Source organism: Paenibacillus sp. P3E (assembly GCF_001909045.1).
Classification (GTDB): domain Bacteria; phylum Bacillota; class Bacilli; order Paenibacillales; family Paenibacillaceae; genus Paenibacillus_AQ; species Paenibacillus_AQ helianthi.
The window spans coordinates 63851-79840 of the sequence record NZ_LVWH01000163.1 but is presented as its reverse complement, the minus strand read 5'-3'; the positions used below and the strand labels follow the sequence as shown (position 1 = coordinate 79840).

Genomic DNA, 15990 nt, shown 5'->3' with positions numbered 1-15990 from the left:
TAACAGAGCACTTCCGATAACTCTGTTCCGTTGGCTGTTCTTCACACGAAAAGGCGCTCCAGACCGGAGCGCCTTTTGCTATATTTAATGTGTTTAATTATTCCGGTTATACATATTGATTTTCCGATCCGGGCTGTCCGATTTCAATCTCAACTTTACGAATCCGGTGCCGGTTCATTTCAAGGACGGTAAGCTTGACATGTTCATGGGTCACGCTTTTACCAACTGCAGGTTCCTCCAGATGACTGTAGAGCCATCCTCCGATCGTGGTTACCTCATCGTCATGCAGATCAAGACCTGTCAGTTCCTTAATTTCCAGGACAGAGACATTGCCGTCGAATAAATAATGGAAATCACTCAGCTTCTCGATATTGCGGCGTTCGTCACCGTCGAATTCATCGCGGATCTCACCAACAATCTCTTCGAGAATATCTTCGATGGTAATCAGACCGGAGGTTCCGCCGTATTCATCAAGCAGCAGGGCGATATGCACACGCTCTTTTTGCATACGGGTCAGCAAGGTTTTCACTGGAGTAACTTCAGACACGGTTAGAAGCGGTAAAATCAAGCCTTTGAAATCGAAGTCGGGATTGTTGTCGTATTGTAGATAAAGCTGTTTGGTATTGATCATTCCGATGATGTTGTCTTTACTTCCGTCAGCCACCGGAAAACGGGTGTATTGCTCCTTACGGATGATTTCTAAGTTCTCTTTCAGGGAATGGTCGGTGAACAGGCAAACCATGTCTGTCCGGGGCACCATGATCTCTTTGGCCAGCATTTCATCGAAGGTGAAGATCCGGTTTACATAGCCATATTCGGCTTTGTTGATTTTACCGCTCTCATAGCTCTCGGAGAGAATCAGACGAATCTCATCTTCACTATGCGCATCTCCATGCTCGCTTGCCGGCTTCATCCCGAACATACGGACAAGCAGGTTGGCGGAACCGTTCATCAGCCAAATGAGCGGGTACAAAACTTTGTAGAACCAAATAATCAGCGGTGAGGTGATTTGACCGATTTTCTCCGGAATATTGATAGCGGCCGTCTTCGGAGCAAGCTCACCGACTACGACATGCAGGAATGTGGCAATAATGAATGCCAGTGCAAAAGCAATGGGCTCACTCACACTGTGGCTGATATTGCCAAGATCGAACAATGGAATCAGAAGCTGCTCAAACGCAGGTTCCGCCAAAGCCCCGATGCCCAGTGCCGTAATCGTGATCCCCAGCTGGCAAGCCGATAAATAGCCGTCCAGGTTAGCTGCAACCCGTTGTACCGCCAGGGCATTCTTCTTGCCCTCCAGCACCATCTGGCTAATCTGGCTGCCTCTCAGCCGTACTAATGCAAATTCCGTCGCTACAAAAAATGCGGTTAAAATGATCAAAATTGCCACAAGCGTCAAACTAAGTCCTATACCCATAAAATCTTTACCATCCCTCTCGTCGTTAAAATAGGTTATACTCATATTATGAGTTCATATGAACTCATTGTACGAACTTTTCAATAGAAAATCAAATGGCGAAGGGGTGCCATATATGGAAGCTTTTACACTCACACGGATTGAGATGTCGGAATTGCTGCTGTCCCTGCACGGGGCTGTGGAACGGAAGCCATTGCATATTTTGCAGGCTGCCTGGTCAAAATTTCATCATGAAGAGGTGGAAAAGGGGGCTTCGCTCCCGGCTTTTCTGTCCACGGAGATTCCTCCCATTCTGCAAAAGCTGATCAAAGGCGGAAATGTAAAGGGGCTGTCCCTTGGAGAAATCGCCACACTGGGCCACCTGATTGAGTATTCTACACTATCTGCCACTTCTATGCAGAACTGGGTGAAACGCGATTTCAAAGAATACCTGGGCTCGCCCAGGGAGGGCAAAAAATATTCCGTTAATCAGGCGGCGCTTCTATTAATGATCGATGACCTGAAAGCAGCGCTTGATTTCGAGAGTATCCGCCAGCTGTTCCGGATGCTCTTTCTCGCCCCGGATCGGGACGATGATGATCTGGTTGAACCCGCACAGCTATATCATGCCTATGCGGAGTTGTTTGAGGAAATTAAGAGCAGTCCTGTGATGCCTATCCAGGGGATCGCCGACCGCAACGCGCAGCAGGAGTTCTCCTCTAAGGCGGACAGGGTGCTTAAGGTATCGCTCGATCATATGATGCAGCGTTTGAACCATTTAACAAGGTCCCAGCGGCATGCCGTACGGAATATGCTAATGATTGCCGCCATCTCCGTACAGACCTGCTATTTCCAGGCATTGGCCCGGCAATACTGCAACGCAGCGCTATTCCTTGATTTTTGAACCCGCCAATCTTAGAATGTGTAAGTGAAACAAGCAATAAATACCAGGTTGATTAGTCGGAGTTAGGGAAGAGGTGCACAATGCTAAATAATATGTCGTTACTGCAAAATCCGAAGCAAAGGAAACTGCTGTTCAGTGCGGGCCTTAGCTGGATGTTTGATGCGATGGATGTGGGGATGATTTCTTTTGTGGTGGCGGCACTTGCCAAGGAATGGGGCCTCGGACCGGAAAAAATCGGATATTTGACGAGCATCAATTCTATAGGTATGGCAGTGGGCGCGGCGGCTGCAGGTATTCTGGCTGACCGTTTCGGACGTAAATCGGTACTGCTGTGGACACTTCTTATTTTCTCACTGGCCAGTGGATTATCGGCTTTTGCCGCCGGGTATGCCATGCTGTGTGTGCTGCGTTTTATCGCCGGATTTGGACTTGGCGGAGAACTGCCTGTAGCCTCAACTCTGGTCTCGGAAAGTATGCCTGCGAAGGAAAGAGGCCGGGCGGTAGTCCTGTTGGAGAGCTTTTGGGCGGTCGGATGGATCGTCTCGGCGTTAATCGCTTATTTCGTGATTCCGGATTACGGTTGGAGAGTGGCTTTTGCTATTGGTGCCGTACCTGCCCTTTATGCATTGTACTTGCGTCGGGCGATTGATGACTCTCCACGATTTGCAGAGATCCAAAAGAAAGCTCCTGTACCCTTGCGGAGCCGCATTGCCACCGTCTGGTCCGGGGAATACCGGCGTTCGACGATCATGCTTTGGATTTTGTGGTTCACGGTTGTTTTTTCCTATTACGGCATGTTTCTATGGCTGCCTACGGTCATGGTAATCAAAGGCTTCAGTCTGGTCAGAAGCTTTGAGTATGTACTGATTATGACGCTGGCACAGCTGCCGGGATATTTCACAGCAGCTTATTTCATCGAGAAATTCGGCCGCAAGTTTGTGCTTGTGATTTATCTTCTGCTCACAGCGGTCAGTGCTGCGTGGTTCGGAAATTCAAATACCGAGGGCATGCTGATGGCTGCCGGGATCTGCCTGTCGTTCTTCAATCTGGGCGCATGGGGCGGGATGTACGCTTACACACCGGAGCTGTACCCGACAGCCATCCGCTCAACGGGGGCAGGACTTGCGACTTCCTTTGGCCGGATCGGCGGGATTATCGCACCCACGCTGGTGGGAGTCATGGTTGGCAATGAAGTAGGGATCGGATCGATATTCATGATCTTTTTCGGGACCATTATCATCGGTGCGTTAGCGGTACTGTTCCTCGGCAAAGAGACCAAAGGAATGGAGCTCAGTTAGTCCCAATTCTTCAGTGGCAGGCTTGATGTTCGTCCGTCAAGAATGCTAATATTAATAGTAAGATGCAGACAGCGTTACTTCATACCAGAAGAACACAAACGGTTCCTTCACTTCTGTGAACAGGACCGTTTTTTCGTAAGACCGGAATGGGGGTGGGAGAGTTGAGAAGAGACGGGAAAGAGCCGCATTTTACAGAACTGGTGTGGGAGAGCACAGAGCAGAATGTGCCGATTCCTCCACGTGCTTCAGCAGAGGCCAGGGTTCACAAGGTACCAGCGGTCATGCCCAAGAAAAAGACTCCGAAGGAGTCAACAGTACAGCTTCAGCTATGGGATATGGAAGAAACTCAAGAACCGGTAACTACAACAGAGAGCCAGTTTGTTGTCCGGGCCAGGGAACTTGCGGATCACAAGGAAGCAGCAGCACTGTTTGTTCCTTTCAAAAGCTACTGGCCGACCTATGGGCACATGACCGGAGCGCAGAGCAGATGGTATTTCTTTTGGCGGGATGAGGTCAGACAGGGCAGGTATCCAAAGACGGATCTGTCCTATATCTTTCTGCATGTCTACGAGCTGATTAATGGTGTGGGCTGGGACGAGCCTCAGGAAGGATACCGGCAGCTGAATCTGTTATGGGAAGCTTACCGGGATCAATATAAAAGACTGGATCAATACCTGGGCGGATGGATTGCGGATTTCTCATTTGTGCATCATCTGGAGGTCCCGCTGACGGGTATAGTCTCCCGTTCGCGCGGTCTTGCCGGTGATCTGGCGGAGCTTGAGCTGATGCGCTGTTTGACCTCTGCACCGGAGCAGTTGTCTTTTGAAGTATTGACCGTCATGTCGGATTACGATATGAGCAAATCGAAATTTTATGCAGGTGAAGGCAAGGCGGCGGCAGAACGTTATATCCCGCTGGTGGTTGCGCTGATTGATGCATACGTAGCCCGCAAGCATGGCTCTAATCTGATCGGAATGTTCCCTCCGGGCCCGGCAGTAGTGCGGGAACGTTATCTGTTTCGTAGTGCAGTGTACGACATCTCGTTATACGGCTATTCTGTACTGGTGCCAGTGGTGCGGATCAGTAAATCTCCTCCACTACGCAGTCTGATCACCAGGCTGTTCCGGCTGACGGAGAATAAGCTGCGCGCGCTGCTGGGCTACCGGGGCAGGTTAAAGGATGTGAAGGTTGATGCCGACATGGAAGACCTGGTCACCCGGTTTCTGCAGCGTGAATTCCGGAAGGAAGAGCAGAAGGAAAAGGGCCCGGCGGTTATCATTGACCCCCGGAAGCTGAAGCAGCTTCAAAACGATTCCGACATCGTACGGACACTGCTTACGGTAGAGGAAAACGAGCTAATGTTGGATCGGCTTCCAGAGGCAGAAGAGGAGTTGCCGGGACTCGCGGAATTGCATGTGTCTGAGGAGGAGAACCGCTCTGCGGATTCCGAAGCTTCTTTTATTATAGAAGATAGTGGCCCTATGGCTGAGGCTCTGCCAGATGCGGGTAATGGTACTCCTGCAATCTTACAGCAGTTCGCTGCTGCGCTGACTCCGCTTGAATGGGCTGTCGTTCGTGCTCTGGCAGAAGGTAAAGGAATGAATGTGGTGAACAATCTGGCTGCGGCCGGTGGAACGATGACTGAGCTGCTGTTCGATGGAATCAATGAGACTGCGATGGATCTTCTGGGTGATCTGCTGATCGATGGAGAAGAGCTGAACGAGGAATTTATGCCGTTGCTGCCATACTTGGGTGGGGTGAATGATTGATGAGTGTACTGAAGATACCAAAACGAATGACCACTGCGCTGATGAACTCGCTGACAGCGGGTGTTGTTCCGCGTATTGGTCTGGAGCATATCGCGGTTGGCCGCCGGCCCGAGGTCGAGGCCATACTCCGTGATATGGATAATATTGCCGAAGGCGGCGCAGCCTTCAAGTTGATTACCGGTAAATTCGGCAGCGGCAAAAGCTTCCTGCTGCAAATTATCCGCAACTACGCCATGGACCGGGACTTTGTAGTGGCGGACGCCGACCTGTCCCCGGAAAGGCGTCTGGTAGGAACCAAAGGGCAGGGCCTAGCTACATATAAAGAGCTGATGAGCCACCTGTCCACACGAACACGCCCGGACGGCGGAGCACTGGAGATGATCCTCCAGAAGTGGATCGTTACCCTGCAGCAAGCCGTGATGCAGGAGAAGGGCTATGGCCCGGACGCCCCGCAGCTCGGTGAAGAGGTGGAACAAAGAATCTATTCCGTGGCTTCGGAAATGCGCGGGCTCGTACACGGTTTTGATTTTGCCAAGGTGTTAGCCGCTTACTGGAACGGCCATAAGCTTGCCGATGATGAGCTCAAGCAGGATTCCCTGCGCTGGCTGCGCGGCGAGTTCGCCACCCGTACCGAAGCGCGCAAGGCGCTTGGTGTAGGTGTCATTATCGACGATGACAACTGGTATGATTATATGAAGTTATGGGCGGAATTCACGGGTGCCATCGGGTATCAAGGGTTGCTGCTGTTTATTGATGAAGGGGTTAACTTATATAAGATCACCAACAGTATTTCGCGCCAGAGCAATTATGAGAAGTTGTTGACCATGTTCAACGATACTATGCAGGGCAAGGCGGAGCGGCTGGGGATCTTTATTGGAGGGACACCGCAATTCGTCGAAGACGGACGCCGCGGGCTGTTCAGTTATGAAGCGCTGCGGTCAAGGCTTGTAGCCGGACGTTATGGCGGGACGGGTCTTAATAATTTTACCGGGCCGATTATATCACTGGATATGCTCTCTCACGAGGAAATTCTGGTGCTGCTGCAAAAGCTGCGGGATATTCACGCTCTTCACTACGGTTATGAGGCCAAGCTTACGCAGGAGCAGCTCGTATATTTCATGGAAGAAGCCGTAGGCCGTCTCGGTGCGGAAGAGCTGCTCACCGCACGCGAGGTGGTGCGCGATTTCATGGACCTGCTGCATACGTTGCACCAGCATCCGGAAATATCGTTCGAGAAGCTTGTTGGTGAGCGGACGGTAAAGCCTGCTGAAACAGAGACGAACGAGCTGGACGGATTTCTGGCGGAGTTTGACCTATGAGCGATAATCCATTTTACAGGCTTGCTCCGTTTATTAAGGAGTTTATCTATAAGAACCGCTGGGAAACACTACGTGAGGCCCAGGTGGACGCCTGCCGCGTCCTGTTCGATACAACGCATCATCTGCTGATAGCCTCTGGCACAGCTTCCGGCAAGACGGAAGCGGCATTCTTCCCGGCGCTTACCCAGCTGTATGAAGATCCTTCAGCTTCGGTGGGTATTCTCTACATAGCGCCGCTTAAGGCGCTGATCAATGACCAGTTCACCCGGCTGAATGATTTGCTGCGCGAAGGGAATATTCCCGTCTGGCACTGGCATGGGGATGTACCGCAGGCAGACAAGACGAAGCTGATGCAGAACCCCTCCGGAGTCCTGCAGATTACACCGGAATCCCTGGAGGGGCTGCTTATGAACCGCCCCAACGCCATTCCAGCGCTGTTCCATGATCTTCGCTTCATTATAGTCGATGAAGTGCATGCCTTCATGGGGGCGGACCGCGGTATCCAGGTGCTCAGCCAGCTTGCCCGGATCAACCGGATGGCGGGCTGCCACCCGCGGCGGATCGGTCTATCTGCCACACTTAGCGACTACGCATCCGTAACGGAATGGCTGGCTGCCGGTACCCGCGACAGTGTGGAGGTCTCCGCACCGCAGGGCGGGCGCAAGCTGCGCCTCAGCGTAGAACATTTTTCCTTCCCGGATGCACGGGACGAGGTACAGGCCGAACATCTGGAGCGGGCGCGCCAGGCGTATTATGGTTTCATCTATGATCATACACATTCGAAGAAGGCGCTTATCTTCACGAACAGCCGCTCCGATGCTGAGGAGGCGATCCTGGAGATGCGGCGGCTTGCGGCGAAGCGGGGGGAGCGCGATGTGTTCCATGTACATCACGGAAGTATCTCCGCGATGCTGCGTGAAGAGACGGAGGCTGCGCTCCGTCAGGGAAGTGGTCCGGCGGTGGCGGCAGCTACGCTGACGCTGGAGCTCGGCATTGACCTTGGGGAGCTGGAGCGCGTACTGCAGCTTGGTGCGCCCTACAGCTGCGCCAGCTTCGTGCAGCGGCTGGGCCGTTCCGGGCGAAGGGGAGACGCTGCCTCGGAGATGATCTTCGTCACACCGGAGGAAGAGGACGAGGAGGCGCAGCTTCCTGCACGAATGCCGTGGACGCTGCTGAGGGCTATCGCGGTCATCGAACTCTATGTGCGCGAGAAGTGGGTCGAGCCGCTGGTCGTGCGGCAGCTTCCTGTCGGGCTGCTCTACCATCAGACGATGAGCATACTGAAGAGTATGGGCGAAGCCGAGCCGGAGGATCTAAAGGCAGCAGTGCTTAGCCTGCCTTCATTCAGCAGCATTGAGCCTTCCGATTATGATGCGTTCATGGAATATATGATCGGCATGGGTCATATTCAGTCCATGGATGAGGGCAGTCTGCTGATCGGGCTGGCGGGGGAGAAGATCGTCAATAACTTCCGGTTCTATGCCGTATTCAAAGACGACGAGGAGCATGTGGTCTATAACGGCACTGAGGAGATCGGTTCGATTACCACAGTGCCGCCGCCAGGATACTGCTTCACACTTGCGGGCAAGCTCTGGAAGGTTGAAGAGGTAGACAACCGGCATAAGGCCGTGTATGTCAAAGGCTCGCGCGGTAAGGTCGATACCTTATGGCTAGGCGCGGGCGGGGATGTGCATACCCGCATTATGACTAAGATTCGTGAAGTACTGGGAGCTACGGTGCTGTACCCCTATCTGGCACCCAGTGCGGCCGCAAGACTGGAACGGGCCCGCCGCCTGGCCAAGGAGAGCGGACTGCTCAAGCATTCTGTGCTTCCTGCAGGCGGAGATTCGATGTTCATTCTCCCTTGGGCCGGAAGCCGGCAGTTCCGTACCCTGGAACGGCTGCTGAAGAATAATCTCAAAGGCCCGCTGGGATTACGTTCGGTAACCCCCATGGAGCCTTATTATATGGTTGTTGCCGGAAAAACAGATGCTGAGACGCTGGAGCAGGAGATTATCGCGGAGGCCACCACTGCATCCAATCCGATCGCTCTACTGGGACCAGATGAAGCACCGTACCTTGGCAAATACGATGAATTCATTCCGCATGACCTGCTGCGAAAAGCTTTTTCGCTCGATGGGCTGGATGTTCCGGGGCTGGTAGAGGTGCTGAAACAGTGGGGGAGAACGGAATAAAGAAAACGTGCTGAATCAGCAAGAAGGTCTGTCCATGCTATATATATCAAGGCCTGTTAATGAATAGATTTGAAATTTCAAATACTCCTGCTGCTGAGCACAGGAGTATTTTTTTGGTATACCTAGAAAAAACAAACCTTATTTCTGCAGTTCCCACCTTGTTGGAAGCGCTTAATCAGAAGATAATAAACCTATCACGAACACAGGGGGCATTGATTCATGGTCAACAGACAAATGAAGACAACATTCACCGTCGCACTAACAGCAGCAATGGCTTTAAGCGTTGCGGCATGCGGCAACTCGAACGACAACAGCAAGAATAACGCAGCGGCAAGTACAGCACCTGACAGCACCAACAGCGGAACAGCAACAAATACAACGAAGAGTGACAAGAAGGTAACCATCACCTTCCAGAACATTTATCCCGATCCAACCACACCGTCCTACAAAATGGTGCATGAGCTGAAGGATCAGTACGAAAAGGAACATCCAAATATCAAGATTGAACTGGACACGCTGAACACGGACCAGCAAAAGGTGAAGCTCAAAACCCAAGCGGCTTCCAAAGAGGTTCCGGATATCACCATCGTGAACCCGGCTGCACAAATGAAACCGTTTGTAGATGCCGGACTGTTCGCTCCGCTGAACGATATGCTGGACCAGAACGGACTCAAAGACACATATCAATCGGGGCTGCTGGACTACTACAGTTTTAATGGCAATGTATACGCGCTGCCGGATGGTAATAACATCGAAGTGGTTTATTACAACAAAGATTTATTCGCAAAGGCTGGTATCGCTAAAACACCAACTACCTTTGAAGAAATGCTTAAAGATGTAAAGATCCTCAAGGATAAGGGCATTACCCCACTGGCAATCGGTGAAAAAGATTCCTGGACAGGCTCCTTCTTGTTCATGAATATCCTGCTTCGCACCAACGGCGGCCCCGGCTTCCTGCAGGACGTAATGGATGGCAAGAAAACCTTTGAAGATCCTGCTTTCGTAGAAGCAGTAGATGCTTTCCAACAGTTGGTTCAAGCAGGCGCGTTCCCTGACGGCGCAACTTCCATCGACGCCAATGCCGGCGGTAACATCTTCAAATCCGGTAAAGCGGCTATGTGGGTTATCGGATCTTGGGAAACAGGCGCAGTGGATGCTTCGTCCGTAGCTGGTAAAGTAGGAGCATTCCAATTCCCTACAGTTAACGGCAAAGGCGACCCTAACCAATTCATGCTTGCACCAGGAAGTGCATTCGCAATATCTGCTAACAGTGAGCACCTGCAGGAAACCAAAGATTTCCTCAACTTCTTCGCCAGCAATCTGCCTAAAAAACAATTTGAATTGAAAAATGCTGTAGGTTTGGGTCAAAAGGTTGACGGCGATTTGAAAGCAGCCGGTTACTCCGATCTGGCGATTACCATTGCCGGTCTGTTCAACCAAGTTAAGGGCGGCGACCTTTCGTTTGACAACACGATGAATCCGGCCACCTCTCAGGTGCATCTCAGCAGTATCCAGAACCTGTTCGTGCAGAAAATGGATTCCGCTGCGGTAGCCAAAGAACATCAAACCGCATTCGAAGCTAATAAATAAGCAGCCACAATCATCGTTCACTCTCGGTGCGAAGCAAGCTGAACCTGGCTTCTTCGCACCGAAATTTATCAATGAAACATAACATCTACTATAGACAAAGAATCTGCTTGTTTAGGAGGCGGGAAAGATGAAAGTACTGAAGGTGCCAGCACGCACAATAGCCGTCTTCGTGTTGCCGTGTCTGTTCTTGTACGTGTGCCTTGTGTTTATACCCATACTGGTTTCACTGTATACAGGTTTATTGAAATGGGACGGACTTACGTCTGCCACATTTGTCGGTTTCGGCAATTTCAAAAATATGTTCTTCAATGACCCGGTGTTTTGGCCGTCTGTAAGAAGAACCTTGCTATATGCCGTAGCTTCCATGCTGGAAATTCCACTTTGCCTGGGAATGGCTATTTTGCTTAACCGTTATGTCAAAAGAGGAAACACACTGGTTTCGATCTACTTCACACCGGTTATTCTTTCTGTTGTTATCATTGGACAATTGTGGAAAACGATCTACAACCCGGCATCCATGGGCGGTATGCTCAACGGTGTTCTGATTTCTCTGGGACTGAACAGCTGGACACACAACTGGCTGACCGAGCCCAAAATTGCGATGTTCGCTCTGTATCTCGTATCCCTATGGCAGTTCTTCGGCTACCATCTATTGATTCAGTACACAGGGGTGCAGAATATTCCGGATGAGCTTTATGAAGCGGCCAAAATTGACGGGGCGGACGGATTCAAAGCGGATCGCTACATCACACTTCCGCTGATCGTCCCGATCTTTAAAATATCGATTGTACTGGCGTTTATCGGTTCCCTGCAGGCCTTCGATCTGGTTATGGTTATGACCGCCGGTGGTCCGGCTCATGCAACCGATGTTATCTCCACACATATGTACAACAGCTCATTTATGTCTTTGAAGTATGGATACGGCAGTGCGATTGCCAGCTTCCTGGTTGTAGTCTGTCTGGTCTTTACCGGATTTATCAATACCATATTCAATAGAATTGAACGTAAATTCAATTAGAAAAGGAGTGCGCGATCATGCGAAAATTCAAAAAAGGAATCGTGTATCTTCTTTTCGCAATTCCTGTGGTGACCCAGTTATATCCTTTACTCTGGTTATTACTCTATTCATTGAAAACCAATGAAGAAATTATGGATGGCAGTTTTTTCTCTTTCCCCAAAACCTTTCAATGGCATAACTACAGTGAAGCCTATACGTCAGGCAGCTATCTGAAATACTTATCCAACAGTGTGTTCGTTACCGGCATTACAATGATTTGTGTTATCGTGCTGGCTTCCATGGTGGCTTATGCCATCTCGCGTTTCCGCTGGAAATACGGCAATATCGTTATGACGATCTTCCTGATGGGCATGATGATTCCGATGCAGGCGACACTGCTGCCGCTGATGATTATTTTCAAGAACATTCACGTTCTGAACACTCATTTGTCGCTGATCCTGCCTTACGTTGCATTCTCCACACCGATTGCTGTCTTCATCCTCTCCGGGTTTATGAGAGATATCCCCCATGAGATTGAGGAATCGGCATTTATTGATGGAGCAAGCGTGTACCGGATCTTCCGCAGCATTATTCTTCCGGTGTCTATTCCGCCGGTAATGACTGTATGTATCCTGACCTTTATCAACATCTGGAATGAATACATCCTGGCGGCAACCTTTATTTCCTCCGAGAAGCTAAAAACATTGCCATTCGGGGTATACACGTTTGTCAGCCAATATTCCGTAAATTACGGCAACATTGGGGCATTCCTGGTCATGGGTGCGCTGCCGGTTATCCTGATCTACTTCTTCCTGTCCAACAAAATTACCAAAGGTATGGTAGCGGGAGCGGTTAAAGGCTAATCGTCGTTGCAAATGAAAATGGGATAGATTTATAATAGGAAACGGCAGGGCAAGGTGTTGAAAGGAGAGAGTCCTATGAAAAGCGGCTTTCATTCCATCCATCATCGGTTGTTCTTGCTGTTTCTTTTTTGCATGTCCAGTATTCTGCTTATTGTCAGCCTTCTGTACTATAACCGGACTACCGTGCAATTGCATGAGAAGATCAGTGATTTGTCGCAAAAGAACGTCTCCCAGACCGCCGGGCTGTTCAGCCTGCTCTACAAAGGGTACGATTCTCTGTCCAAATCACTCAGCAACAACTTCGAGATGATTCGATTGATTAATGAAACAACAGATGAGCCGGCGGTAGCCTACATTAATGAGCAGACCATCACCAATATTATCGGTTCCATATTTTATTCGCGGGATGATCTGGTAGGCATTCATGTCATTACAGACAAGGGCAAGATTTATAATTACGGGAACTATATGAATGTCGTCGATCCGAAATACCACAGTCAGAATTGGTACAAACAGCTTCAAGCCTCTTCCGGTAAAATGGTCTGGCTCGGCGTATATCAGCATTCGTTAATCGACCAGGTGGAGGATAGCCCGGTGTTTGCTTTTGGCCGGCAAATCTATGATCTGAATGAGCACAAGCCGATCGGTATTGTTCTCTACGAGACGAATCCCCAGCCGGTTCTTGACGCTCTGGAGAACCTCAAGCTGGGCGCGCACAGCCAGGTGTACTTGATGTCAGAGGATGGGCGGTTTGTGACCTCAGCAACAGACCCGGCTCCAGTGATGGGGACGCTGCCTTCCTTGCAGAGTTTCCAGAATCAGAGTGTCCGGCAGGAAGCGGGACGTCTCGTGGTGGCCTCCAAGCTGTCTTTTTCCGGGTGGTGGGTAATGAGTATTACACCGGATAAGGATCTCAATGTGGAATTGAAAGAAATGAAGCGCTATTTGCTGATTGTCATCTCGATTCTGATTATCGTTTCGACATTAATTGCATCTATTGTGTCTCAGACGATCTCCTCACCGTTAAAAAAGCTGATCCGCGAAATGAGGCAGGTGGAGGTCGGGAACTTCCGGGGAATGGTCAATGTGTCCTCCTACCAGGAGATTAATATCCTCGTAGCTTCCTTTAACCGGATGGTCCGGCGGATTGAAGAGCTGATTGAACGCGTGAAACTGTCTTCTGTCAGTGAAAAAAATGCAGAGCTGCATGCCCTGCAGTCCCAGGTCAATCCGCATTTCCTCTACAATACACTGGACATGATCTACTGGATGCTGGATGAAGAGGGAAATGAGCAACTGGGCGAGCTGGTGCTGTCCCTGTCATCCATGTTCCGGTACAGCAGCCAGTGGGAGGATGCCGCCGAGGTTACCCTGCGTGAAGAGCTGGAGCAGATTGGTCATTATCTGAAGATCATTTCCATCCGCTTGGAAGGGAGACTGCAGATTATTATGGATATCGACGAGCGCTGGCTGAACATCCGTGTTCCGAAGATGACGGTGCAGCCTGTTATTGAGAACGCCGTCAAGCATGGACTCGAATCTCTGAGCCGCCAAGGTACTCTGAAGGTGTACACACGCGAAGAGGGTTCTATTCTGCAATTGATTGTGGAGGACAATGGCAATGGAATGAATGCCGGTCAGCTGGAGCGCCTGCTTCAGTCCCTGAACGGGGATAGGCCCAAAGAAGGCGGCAAAGGCGGGATTGGACTGCAGAATCTGCACCGCCGCCTGCAGCATATGTTCGGAGAGGAATATGGCCTGCACATTCAGAGCTTTCCCGGAGAAGGGACACAGGTTGCCATTGTGCTGCCGATTAGGTTGGAAGGAGACAACATCACGTGAATATTCTTGTAGCCGATGATGAAAGAGTAATCCGCGAAGGCATCATGCGAACCATCGGACAGATCAGTCCGGATCATCAGGTATTTGTGGCGGCTAAGGCGGAAGACGCCGTCAAGATTATGGAAGAGCAGCGGATTCACATCGTTCTGACGGATATTTTGATGCCAGGGATGAGCGGACTTGAATTCATGAAGATCTCCAAGCGCCGGTACCCTTATGTAAAATGGGTCGTGATCTCGGCGCACAGTGAGTTCTCCTATGCCCAGGAGGCGGTACGACTTGGGGCGAGGGATTATCTGCTTAAGCCCATCGGCAAGAGCAAGCTGCTGGAAATCATCACTAATCTCACTGTTGAAATTGAGCAGGACAATGATATTTCCCGGCAGGGAGAGCGGCTGAAAGCGAGCCTGCGGTTTCTGAGGGAAGGCGTCTTTCAGCGTTTAGCCTCAGGACTCGATATCGGTAATTTGGACATTGAGCCCTTCATCGAAGATTATAAGCATTTCTATATGGTGATGGTGCAGCTGGATGCGGAGGACAGAAGCATACGGCTGGAGCACTTCATTGTCGAGAATGTGCTGTCTGAGCTTATTGAGCTGCACGGGCGAGGCTTTGTTGTCAGCTATGACCGCCAGAGTCTGCTTGGACTCATTACCCTGCGGGAGGATGCCACGATTCAGCAGTTTCAGGATGAAGTCAAGGAGCATCTCACACACTATTTAAAGATCCCTTTTCAAATGATACACTCCGGCCTCAGTTATGATTTCAATACTGTTCCGCAGGTCGTCAAACGGATGAGAGAAGCCTCGGCGTCACAGGCACTAGAGCTCGAACCGATGAAGGGGAGTGGGGAGAAGGCGATAGATGTGGCGCTGCATTATATTAAGGAGCATTTCTATGAAGACTTGTCCTTGGAAAAAATGGCTTCGGTAGTTTTCCTGAATCCGGCCTATTTCAGTCAGCTGTTCAAGCAAAAAACCGGGCAGGGCTACAAAGAGTATGTTACTTCGCTGCGGCTGGAGCAGGCCAAGCTGTTATTGCTTAATCCGAAATTGAAACTGGCTGAGATCGCCGAGCGTGTGGGGTATCAGGACATGAAGCATTTCACCCAGATGTTCCGCAAACGGTACCAGTTAACCCCTACCGAGTATCGCCAGCAGCAGAATATCAATATTCTGATGAGCAAAGGAACGCCGCCGCAATAATCACCCCGCCTATACTGCAACATAAAAAGGAAGTAGATACCAGGTTTCGAAACCGGTGTCTGCTTCCTTTTTATGTTCAAAATATAAGGATTTATAGGGCAGGTTAGATGTTGTTGAAGCTGTTGAACGAATTAATGCCGCCATCATAGTCATTAAAGAAAATAATTGCAACAACGACGATAGCAATAATAACCGCATAAATAATAGTGCCAACAATTCCGCAGACCAGCCCGGCAATAGCCATCCCTTTGCCTTGTTCATTACGGTTGCGGATCTCTTTGAGCGAAATCGCGGAGAGAATAATGGCAATAATCCCAAAGATCAGACCAATATAAGGAGATACGATCGATAAAATTCCCAGCACCAGGGCGGCAACGGATTTACCGTTTGTTTTGGCGGGCGCGGGTGGCTGTGTGTAATATTCCTGATTTCCAAATGGCGGGGGTTGATAACTCATGTGATAGCTCCTTTTATGTGTTTTGTGAACCATGGCTCCAGTGTATTATATAATATTTTCCAACCGGAGATGTGCTCTTTGTTCAAAGATAAGAATTTTTATGTTTCACGCGATAAATTATCCTTCTATTTCTCGCTGAAACGGATACCGTC

Annotated in this window: 12 protein-coding genes; 10 read left to right on the top strand and 2 right to left on the bottom strand. The window is 50.2% G+C overall.

The features are described 5' to 3' along the window. Positions 1 to 106: 106 nt before the first annotated feature. The gene (locus A3842_RS14780; protein WP_074084450.1) at positions 107 to 1420 is read right to left on the bottom strand and encodes a hemolysin family protein; all 1314 of its coding nucleotides are present in this window, start codon (positions 1418 to 1420) and stop codon (positions 107 to 109) included. A gap of 115 nt (positions 1421 to 1535) precedes the next feature. On the opposite strand from A3842_RS14780, the gene A3842_RS14775 reads away from it, so the two are divergent. The 10 genes from A3842_RS14775 to A3842_RS14730 all read left to right on the top strand — a co-directional run bounded on the left by A3842_RS14775 (position 1536) and on the right by A3842_RS14730 (position 15381). After that, a complete protein-coding gene (locus A3842_RS14775; protein WP_074101905.1) occupies positions 1536 to 2303 on the top strand; it encodes a DUF1836 domain-containing protein in 768 nt (255 codons plus the stop codon). A 92-nt stretch (positions 2304 to 2395) separates the two neighbouring features. After that, positions 2396 to 3601, top strand: coding sequence for an MFS transporter (locus A3842_RS14770; RefSeq protein ID WP_178381944.1), 1206 nt, complete (start codon positions 2396 to 2398; stop codon positions 3599 to 3601). Between the two features lie 161 nt (positions 3602 to 3762). Further along, positions 3763 to 5370: a TerB N-terminal domain-containing protein gene (locus tag A3842_RS14765; RefSeq protein ID WP_074084447.1), complete on the top strand. Its 1608-nt coding sequence runs from the start codon at positions 3763 to 3765 to the stop codon at positions 5368 to 5370. After that, complete coding sequence (locus tag A3842_RS14760; protein WP_074084446.1) at positions 5370 to 6689, top strand: ATP-binding protein; 1320 nt, start codon at positions 5370 to 5372, stop codon at positions 6687 to 6689. The genes A3842_RS14765 and A3842_RS14760 overlap by 1 nt, the downstream gene beginning before the upstream one ends. Next, on the top strand, positions 6686 to 8884 hold the full coding sequence (locus A3842_RS14755) for a DEAD/DEAH box helicase (RefSeq protein ID WP_074101904.1): 2199 nt from the start codon (positions 6686 to 6688) through the stop codon (positions 8882 to 8884). Before A3842_RS14760 ends, A3842_RS14755 begins: the two co-directional genes overlap by 4 nt. 219 nt (positions 8885 to 9103) lie before the next feature. Next, positions 9104 to 10474, top strand: coding sequence for a sugar ABC transporter substrate-binding protein (locus tag A3842_RS14750; RefSeq protein WP_083609589.1), 1371 nt, complete (start codon positions 9104 to 9106; stop codon positions 10472 to 10474). A 127-nt stretch (positions 10475 to 10601) separates the two neighbouring features. Further along, on the top strand, positions 10602 to 11492 hold the full coding sequence (locus A3842_RS14745) for a carbohydrate ABC transporter permease (protein WP_074084444.1): 891 nt from the start codon (positions 10602 to 10604) through the stop codon (positions 11490 to 11492). Between the two features lie 17 nt (positions 11493 to 11509). Next, positions 11510 to 12334: a carbohydrate ABC transporter permease gene (locus A3842_RS14740; RefSeq protein WP_074084443.1), complete on the top strand. Its 825-nt coding sequence runs from the start codon at positions 11510 to 11512 to the stop codon at positions 12332 to 12334. Between the two features lie 75 nt (positions 12335 to 12409). Then, a complete protein-coding gene (locus A3842_RS14735; RefSeq protein ID WP_074101903.1) occupies positions 12410 to 14176 on the top strand; it encodes a cache domain-containing sensor histidine kinase in 1767 nt (588 codons plus the stop codon). Further along, entirely contained in the window at positions 14173 to 15381 is a 1209-nt protein-coding gene (locus A3842_RS14730; protein ID WP_074101902.1) for a response regulator, read from the top strand. Before A3842_RS14735 ends, A3842_RS14730 begins: the two co-directional genes overlap by 4 nt. A gap of 103 nt (positions 15382 to 15484) precedes the next feature. Here the strand turns inward: A3842_RS14730 and A3842_RS14725 are convergent, their stop codons facing one another. Continuing rightward, positions 15485 to 15838 (bottom strand): DUF4190 domain-containing protein, encoded by a 354-nt coding sequence (locus tag A3842_RS14725; RefSeq protein WP_074084440.1) that lies wholly within the window; start codon positions 15836 to 15838, stop codon positions 15485 to 15487. Positions 15839 to 15990 lie beyond the last annotated feature (152 nt).

Coding starts and splice junctions, on each gene's coding strand:
- A3842_RS14770 (WP_178381944.1), top strand. CDS start 2,396: ATGTCGTTACTGCAAAATCCGAAGCAAAGGAAACTGCTGTTCAGTGCG.
- A3842_RS14735 (WP_074101903.1), top strand. CDS start 12,410: ATGAAAAGCGGCTTTCATTCCATCCATCATCGGTTGTTCTTGCTGTTT.
- A3842_RS14760 (WP_074084446.1), top strand. CDS start 5,370: ATGAGTGTACTGAAGATACCAAAACGAATGACCACTGCGCTGATGAAC.
- A3842_RS14740 (WP_074084443.1), top strand. CDS start 11,510: ATGCGAAAATTCAAAAAAGGAATCGTGTATCTTCTTTTCGCAATTCCT.
- A3842_RS14775 (WP_074101905.1), top strand. CDS start 1,536: ATGGAAGCTTTTACACTCACACGGATTGAGATGTCGGAATTGCTGCTG.
- A3842_RS14750 (WP_083609589.1), top strand. CDS start 9,104: ATGGTCAACAGACAAATGAAGACAACATTCACCGTCGCACTAACAGCA.
- A3842_RS14755 (WP_074101904.1), top strand. CDS start 6,686: ATGAGCGATAATCCATTTTACAGGCTTGCTCCGTTTATTAAGGAGTTT.
- A3842_RS14745 (WP_074084444.1), top strand. CDS start 10,602: ATGAAAGTACTGAAGGTGCCAGCACGCACAATAGCCGTCTTCGTGTTG.
- A3842_RS14725 (WP_074084440.1), bottom strand. CDS start 15,838: ATGAGTTATCAACCCCCGCCATTTGGAAATCAGGAATATTACACACAG.
- A3842_RS14780 (WP_074084450.1), bottom strand. CDS start 1,420: ATGGGTATAGGACTTAGTTTGACGCTTGTGGCAATTTTGATCATTTTA.